This window comes from Amycolatopsis sp. NPDC003731 (assembly GCF_053586895.1).
This window is the reverse complement of the sequence record NZ_JBSFNC010000119.1, coordinates 21,316-27,883: the sequence shown is the minus strand read 5'-3', so window position 1 is coordinate 27,883 and position 6,568 is coordinate 21,316. Positions and strand designations below refer to the sequence as shown.

Sequence of the window (6,568 nt, the reverse complement as noted above, 5' to 3'; positions counted from 1 at the left end):
CCCCGCCACCCCGATCCGAAGCCAAAACACGGCCGGTGGTGCCGGGTCAAGGCACGCTTTCCCGCCTTGACGCGGTACCACCGGCCGTAGTGACAATCGCGGCTTCGGGGTGGTGGGCACCGACCCGCACCTCCGGGCAGAGACCAACCGGCAAGCCCGCTTCCACCACACAGCAACGACCGACTTCGCCGGAACTCCCACCCTCCCCGGGGGCGTGCCCATGTCCAGGCTATCGGCGGTCACCGACACACCCCGCCGGGCGCCGGTCAGCGGGCGGTGTTCTCCACAGCCACCAGTGAGTGTGGACAACTCACGGCAACAGCGTCACCGTGACCGACTTCGTCGGGCCCACGTTGCCCGCCGCGTCGATGGAACGGTACTCGATGCGGTGCTTGCCGTAGCCCGGCTTGCGGTCCGCGAACGGGGACACCGTCAACCCGCCCTCGCCCAGGTTTCCGTACGCCAGGCCGTCGATCTCCGTGCCGCGCGCCGTGAACGAGTACGGCGCCGCCGGGTCTGTCGGCCAGCCGTAGTACTTGTGCCAGCCGTCGCCGTCCACGCGGAACTCCGGCATTCCGTCCGGCGAGGCGAGCCGCATCGTGAACGAGCCGTGGTACTCCGCTCCCGGCGGGAACTCCGCTGTGGTGGCCGGCCCGGCCGCGTCCACCGTCCAGCTCAGCGTCGTGCCGCCGGTCGTCGCGGTGAGGGTGTGCGTGCCGCGGGAAAGGTCGAGTGCGTGGTCGGGGCCGGTGCCGGCGAAGCGGCCGTCCAGCATCCAGGCCACCGAGGGGATCGCGCCCGTCGGCTCGCCGGTTTCGACGTACACCACGTCGTGGCCGCCGACCGGCCGGGTCACGGGGGTCGAGGCCACCACCGCCGGGCCGCTCGCCGGCGGCGTGACCACCGACGTGTCGACCGTCCACGTGCGTGTCGCGGACGGGCGGGCCGCCGGGTCGCGGACGAACGGTGTCGGGTCGGTCACCGTTGCCATCAGCACGTGGCGGCCGGGCCGTACGTGCGCGCGGCGCAGGTCGACCGCGTCCCGGCCCGGCAATGCCACGCCGTCGAGGGTCCAGCGGATGTCGAGGCGGTGGCTCACCGGGTGCATCGGCCGCACCCAGACCACCCGGTCGGCGCCGATCGTGCCCGCCGGGGTGCCGCCGGCCAGCAACGGCACCTTCGCCGAAATCCGCTGCGTCATCCGCTCGCGGCCGACCTGGTCGAACGCGTAGCCGAGCGTCTTCATCATCGAGTGCCTGCTCGGCCGCCACACCCCGGTCTGGGTGTACAGCCCGCCCTCGAAGCGCCCGATCGTGCCGCCGGACTCGCTCGGTTCGCCGAGCCAGCGCCACCACTTCGCGTGCTGGGCGCGCATCTGCGGCTCGGTCAGCAGGGTGTGGTGCACCGAGTCCGGCTCGCCGCCCTCGTACGCGCCGCCCGGGACGTTGCGCGCGTAGTAGTCGTACTCGTCGTCGAGGCCGCCGAGCGAATGGCCGAGTTCGTGCGGCGAGATCAGCGCGGACAGCGCGTTGCCGCCGGACGCCGTCGCGTAGGTGCCGCCCGCGCCGCCGTACGTGGTGCTGTTGCCCAGCGCGAGGATCTGGCGGTTCGCGCGGGTCGTGCCCGGTACGAGGTCGGCGTACCGCTGGGCCGCCTCGTCGTCGACGGTCAGCAGCCGCTGCACGCTCTGCGGGTTGCAGCCGCCCCAGAACCCCATGTCCAGCGGGGTGTCCCGGCGGGGTGCGTCGAGCCCGGGGTCACAGTCCACACCGGACTCCGGAGAGGCGATCGACACGGCGTAGACGTTGAAGTAGCTGCGGTAGGACTTGAACGGCTCGAGCGACCACAGGGTGCTGACGTGCCGTTCGACGTCGGCGAAGAACTTCGGCTGCTCGGCGGCGGTGTAGCCGTCCCCGAGGACGACGAGGTTGAACCGCTGCGCGACCGGCCCGGTGGCCTGGACCTCGGTGACGGTGGCCGCCGGCTCGGCGGCCTGCGCGGGGGCGGCGATCCCGGCCGTGAAAACCAGCGCTGCGACGAACCCGGTCCACTTTCGCATGGTCCCGGTCTACCGCAGTGGATTCGGCACCGGAACCGCCGGAAGTCGGGCTATCCTCCCGCCATGGGGAATCGAGGGGGAATTCTGGTGGCGGCCGGTGCGCTGGCACTGCTGACGGCGTGCTCGAGTACGCCACCGGTCGCGAGCCCGGCCACGCAGCCGGTGCCGTCGGCCACCACGCCCGTTCCGACGTCCGGCGCGCCCGCGCTCGGCCCGGGCCCGGGCTCACGGCCGCCGACGACACCGCAGCCGCCTCCGCCGCGGTCGCCGGGCGTGGTCACCTCGGCGTGCCCGTTCCTCGGGGCGGCCGACATCAGCACCGCGGCGGGGGACGCTTCCTTCCTCTACGCCGTCGAAGCGGCACCGGACAAGCGGCCCGGCGTCTCCACCTACCGCTGCGACTACGCCAACCAGGGCGGCCCCCGGCAGGCGGACCAGCTCTACGTCAACGTCGTCCCGGGCACCAGCCGGTTCGACGCGCTGGTCCGGGAGTGGACCAAGGACTGCGCCCAGCCCGCCGTCCCGATCGCCGGCGTGAACGGCACGGCGCGCACCTGCGCCCTGACCGGGCCGGACGAACACGAGGTCATGGTGCTCGTGGCGAAAGCGGGCCACGGCCAGACCCGGCTGGCGGAACTGGACCTGTCCCCCACCCGGACCGACGTCTACGCGAAGCTCGCCCAGCTCCTGCTCGACCGGCTCTAGCTCACACCCGCGTCAGCCGGTACCAGACCTCCGGCCGCCCGACCTGGCCGTAGTGCGGCTCGCGGTGGGCCAGGCCGTTGTCCGCCAGGTACTCCAGGTACCTGCGGGCCGTCACCCGGGAGGCACCGATCGCCGCGGCCGCCGCGCCCGCCGAAAGTCCTTCCGCCGCGCCGGAAAGCGCGTCGGTGATCGCCTCCAGGGTCTGGCCGCTCATGCCCTTCGGCAGCGGGGGCTGCTCGGTCGTGCGCAGCGCGCCGAGCGCCCGGTCGATCTCCGCCTGGCCGGTGACCTCGCCGGAGGCGTCGCGGAATTCCGCGTAGCGCTCCAGCTTTTCGCGCAAGGTCGCGAAGGTGAACGGCTTGAGCAGGTACTGCACCACGCCGACCGAGACCGCCGCCTTGACCAGGCCGAGGTCGCGGGCCGACGTCACGGCGATGACGTCGATCGGCAGGCCGGCCGCGCGCAGCGAGCGGCAGACCGCCAGGCCGTGCGTGTCCGGCAGGTAGAAGTCCAGCAGCACCAGGTCGACCGGCTCGCGTTCGCAGAACCGCAGCGCTTCGCCGCCGGAGTGCACCACACCCGCCACCACGAACCCCGGGAGCCGCTCGACGTACACCCGGTGGGCCTCCGCGGCGACCGGCTCGTCCTCCACCACCAGCACGCGGATCACCGGCCCGCCTCCTGCCGCGGCAGCCGCACGGTGAACACCGCGCCGCCGTCGCGCCCGACCTCGACCGTGCCGCCGTAGCGGCGCACCGCCTGCCCGACGAGCGCGAGGCCGAGCCCGTGGCCGTCCTCGGCCTTCGTCGACCACCCGCGCCGGAACACGTCGGCGTCCTCGGGGACGCCGGGCCCGGAGTCGGCGACGCGCAGGAGCAGCCCGTCTTCGCCGGTGCGGGCGGTGACGACGACCTTCGGGTGCCCGGTGCCGCGCACGGCCGCGTCGAGGCCGTTGTCGATCAGGTTGCCGAGGATGGTCACGAGGTCGCGGGCTTCGACGCCGAGCGAGACGTCGTCGATGACGGTGTCCGGCGTGACCGTCAGCTCCACCCCGCGCTCGCTCGCCTCGGCCGCCTTGCCCAGCAGCAGCGCGGCGAGCACCGGCTCGGCGACGGCACCGACGACCCGGTCGGTCAGCTCCTGGGCGAAGGCGAGCTCGGCGGTGGCGAACTCGACCGCCTGCTCGGGTTTGCCGATCTCGACCAGGGAAACGACCGTGTGCAACCGGTTCGCCGCCTCGTGCGCCTGCGACCGCAGCGCCTCGGCCAGGCCGCGCGCGGTGGTCAGCTCGCCGGTCAGCGACTGCAGTTCGGTGTGGTCGCGCAGGACGACGACGGTGCCCTGCGCGCGGCCGCCCGAGCGGACGGCGGTCGTGCTGACCAGCAGTACGCGCGAGTCCGTCAGGTGCAGTTCCTCGGCCCGGTTCTCCGCCGACGTGAACGCCTCGGCCAGCCCGTCGGGCAGGCCCAGCGTCGCCAGGTCGCGGCCGACCGGGTCGGTGTCGAGGCCGAGGAGCGCGCGGGCGCCGTCGTTGCAGAGCCCGATCCGCCCGTCGCGGCCGACGAGCAGCACGCCTTCGCGGACGGAATGCAGGACTGCTTCGTGGTACTCGAAGAGGTTGCTCAGCTCGTCCGGTGCGACGCCCCGCGTCTGGCGCCGCAGCCGGGCGCTGATCAGCCAGCCGCCGAGGGCGCCGACCACCAGCACCGCGGCGCCCACGCCGAAGAGCGGCCAGAGCCGTTCGCGCAGCTCGGCCGAGATCGCCGCGACGGTGATCCCGACCGCGACCAGCGCGACGACCCGGTGCCCGGTGCCGAACACCGGAACGACCGTGCGCACCGACGGGCCGAGCGAGCCGGTGTAGGTCTCGGTGAGGTCCTCGCCCCGCTGCGCCTTGCCGATGTTCCCGATGTAGTGCTGCCCGATCAGGGCCGGGTTCGGGTGTGTGTAGCGGATCCCGGCCGGGCTCATGATCGTGATGAAGTCGACCTGGGTGTGGGTTTGCACGAGCAGCGCGAACGGCTGCAGCGTCGCGCTCGGGTCCGGCGTCGTCACCGCGGCGGCGACGGTCGGCGCGTCGGCGACCGTCATGGCGACCGCGCGGACCTGGTCGCGCGCGTTCTCGTTCACCGCGCGCTGCGCGTCGATCCAGGCGAAGGTGATCCCGGCGCCGGCCAGCACGCAGAGGACCACCAGCTGCAGCACGAGCAGCTGGCGCGCCAGGCTCCAATGGGACCGCAACGTCGGGGGCACCTCCTCATACCAGCACACCGCGCGCGCCGGTGTCCGAACGGGACGGTGCGATCATCACACGAACTCAATGAACACAAGTGAGCCGGATCACCGAACTGGGCCTACAGTGTGCCGCAACCTGAACACCCCTAGCTGGAGGCAACGGTGCCGACACCGACCCCCGAAGCGGCACCCCGCCGCCGCGACAAGACCCACTACCTGTACCTGGCCGTGATCGTCGCGGTCCTGCTCGGGATCCTGGTGGGCTTTCTCTTCCCCGGTTTCGCCAAGGGCCTCAAGCCCCTCGGCGACGGGTTCGTCAACCTGATCAAGATGATGATCTCGCCGATCATCTTCTGCACCATCGTGATCGGTGTCGGCTCGGTCGCCAAGGCGGCGAAGGTCGGCAAGGTCGGCATCATGGCGCTGGTCTACTTCATCGTGATGTCGACCTTCGCGCTCGCCATCGGCCTGGTCGTCGGCAACCTGCTGCACCCGGGCGAGGGCCTGCACCTCAACCCCGCCGACGTGAAGAGCGTCCAGAAGTCCGCCACCGGCTCGGAAGGCCCGGTCGACTTCCTGCTCCACATCATCCCGAAGACGTTCGTCTCCGCGTTCACCGAAGGCCAGGTCCTGCAGACGCTGCTCGTCGCGCTGCTCGTCGGCTTCGCGCTGCAGAAGCTGGGCTCGAAGGGCGCGCCGATCCTGCGCGGCGTCGAGCACATCCAGCGCCTGGTGTTCCGGGTCCTGGCGATGATCATGTGGGCCGCCCCGATCGGTGCGTTCGGCGCGATCGCCGCGGTGGTCGGCGCGACCGGCTGGGCCGCGCTGAAGAGCCTCGCCGTGATCATGATCGGCTTCTACGCGACCTGCCTGGTGTTCGTGTTCGTCATCCTCGGCCTGGTGCTGTGGATCGGTGCCCGGGTGAACATCTGGCACCTGCTGCGCTACCTCGGCCGCGAGTTCCTGCTGATCCTGTCGACGTCGTCGTCGGAGTCGGCGCTGCCGCGGCTGATCGCGAAGATGGAGCACCTGGGGGTCGGCAAGTCGGTCGTCGGCATCACCGTGCCCACCGGCTACTCGTTCAACCTGGACGGCACGGCCATCTACCTGACCATGGCGACGCTGTTCATCGCCGCGGCCCAGGACGAGCCGCTGTCGATCGGCGCGCAGATCGGCCTGCTGGTGTTCATGATCATCGCTTCGAAGGGCGCGGCCGGCGTCAGCGGTTCCGGCATCGCGACCCTGGCCAGCGGCCTCCAGTCGCACCGGCCGGAACTGGTCAACGGCGTCGGGTTCATCCTCGGCATCGACCGGTTCATGTCCGAGGCCCGCGCGCTGACGAACTTCGCGGGCAACGCCGTCGCGACCGTCCTCATCGGAAACTGGACGAGGGAGTTCGACCGCGACCAGGCGGAACGGGTGTTCGCCGGGACAGCGCCGTTCGACGAAGCGACGTTGATCGACGAGGAACGGTCGGGCCCCGACGAAGGCGGTGCGGCGAAAGCCTGACCCCCTGAACGTTCGTGCTCACGCCCCCGCTGAGCACGAGCCACCGCGGGCCGCGGTGCG

General features: G+C 71.9%; 5 protein-coding genes. 2 read left to right on the top strand and 3 right to left on the bottom strand.

Translation table 11 applies throughout. The features are described from left to right. Positions 1-310 precede the first annotated feature (310 nt). A complete protein-coding gene (locus ACWDN5_RS35070; protein ID WP_449679302.1) occupies positions 311-2,059 on the bottom strand; it encodes a M64 family metallopeptidase in 1,749 nt (582 codons plus the stop codon). Between the two features lie 63 nt (positions 2,060-2,122). Here ACWDN5_RS35070 and ACWDN5_RS35065 point away from each other — a divergent pair, with 63 nt between their 5' ends. After that, complete coding sequence (locus ACWDN5_RS35065; protein WP_449679301.1) at positions 2,123-2,764, top strand: hypothetical protein; 642 nt, start codon at positions 2,123-2,125, stop codon at positions 2,762-2,764. 1 nt (position 2,765) lies between these two features. Here ACWDN5_RS35065 and ACWDN5_RS35060 read toward each other — a convergent pair whose 3' ends face one another. Further along, positions 2,766-3,434, bottom strand: a complete 669-nt coding sequence (locus ACWDN5_RS35060; RefSeq protein WP_310976622.1) for a response regulator — start codon at positions 3,432-3,434, stop codon at positions 2,766-2,768. Next, entirely contained in the window at positions 3,431-5,017 is a 1,587-nt protein-coding gene (locus ACWDN5_RS35055) for an ATP-binding protein (protein ID WP_449679300.1), read from the bottom strand. The genes ACWDN5_RS35060 and ACWDN5_RS35055 overlap by 4 nt, the downstream gene beginning before the upstream one ends. Positions 5,018-5,161: 144 nt before the next feature. On the opposite strand from ACWDN5_RS35055, the gene ACWDN5_RS35050 reads away from it, so the two are divergent. Next, complete coding sequence (locus tag ACWDN5_RS35050) at positions 5,162-6,508, top strand: cation:dicarboxylate symporter family transporter (RefSeq protein WP_310976624.1); 1,347 nt, start codon at positions 5,162-5,164, stop codon at positions 6,506-6,508. Positions 6,509-6,568 lie beyond the last annotated feature (60 nt).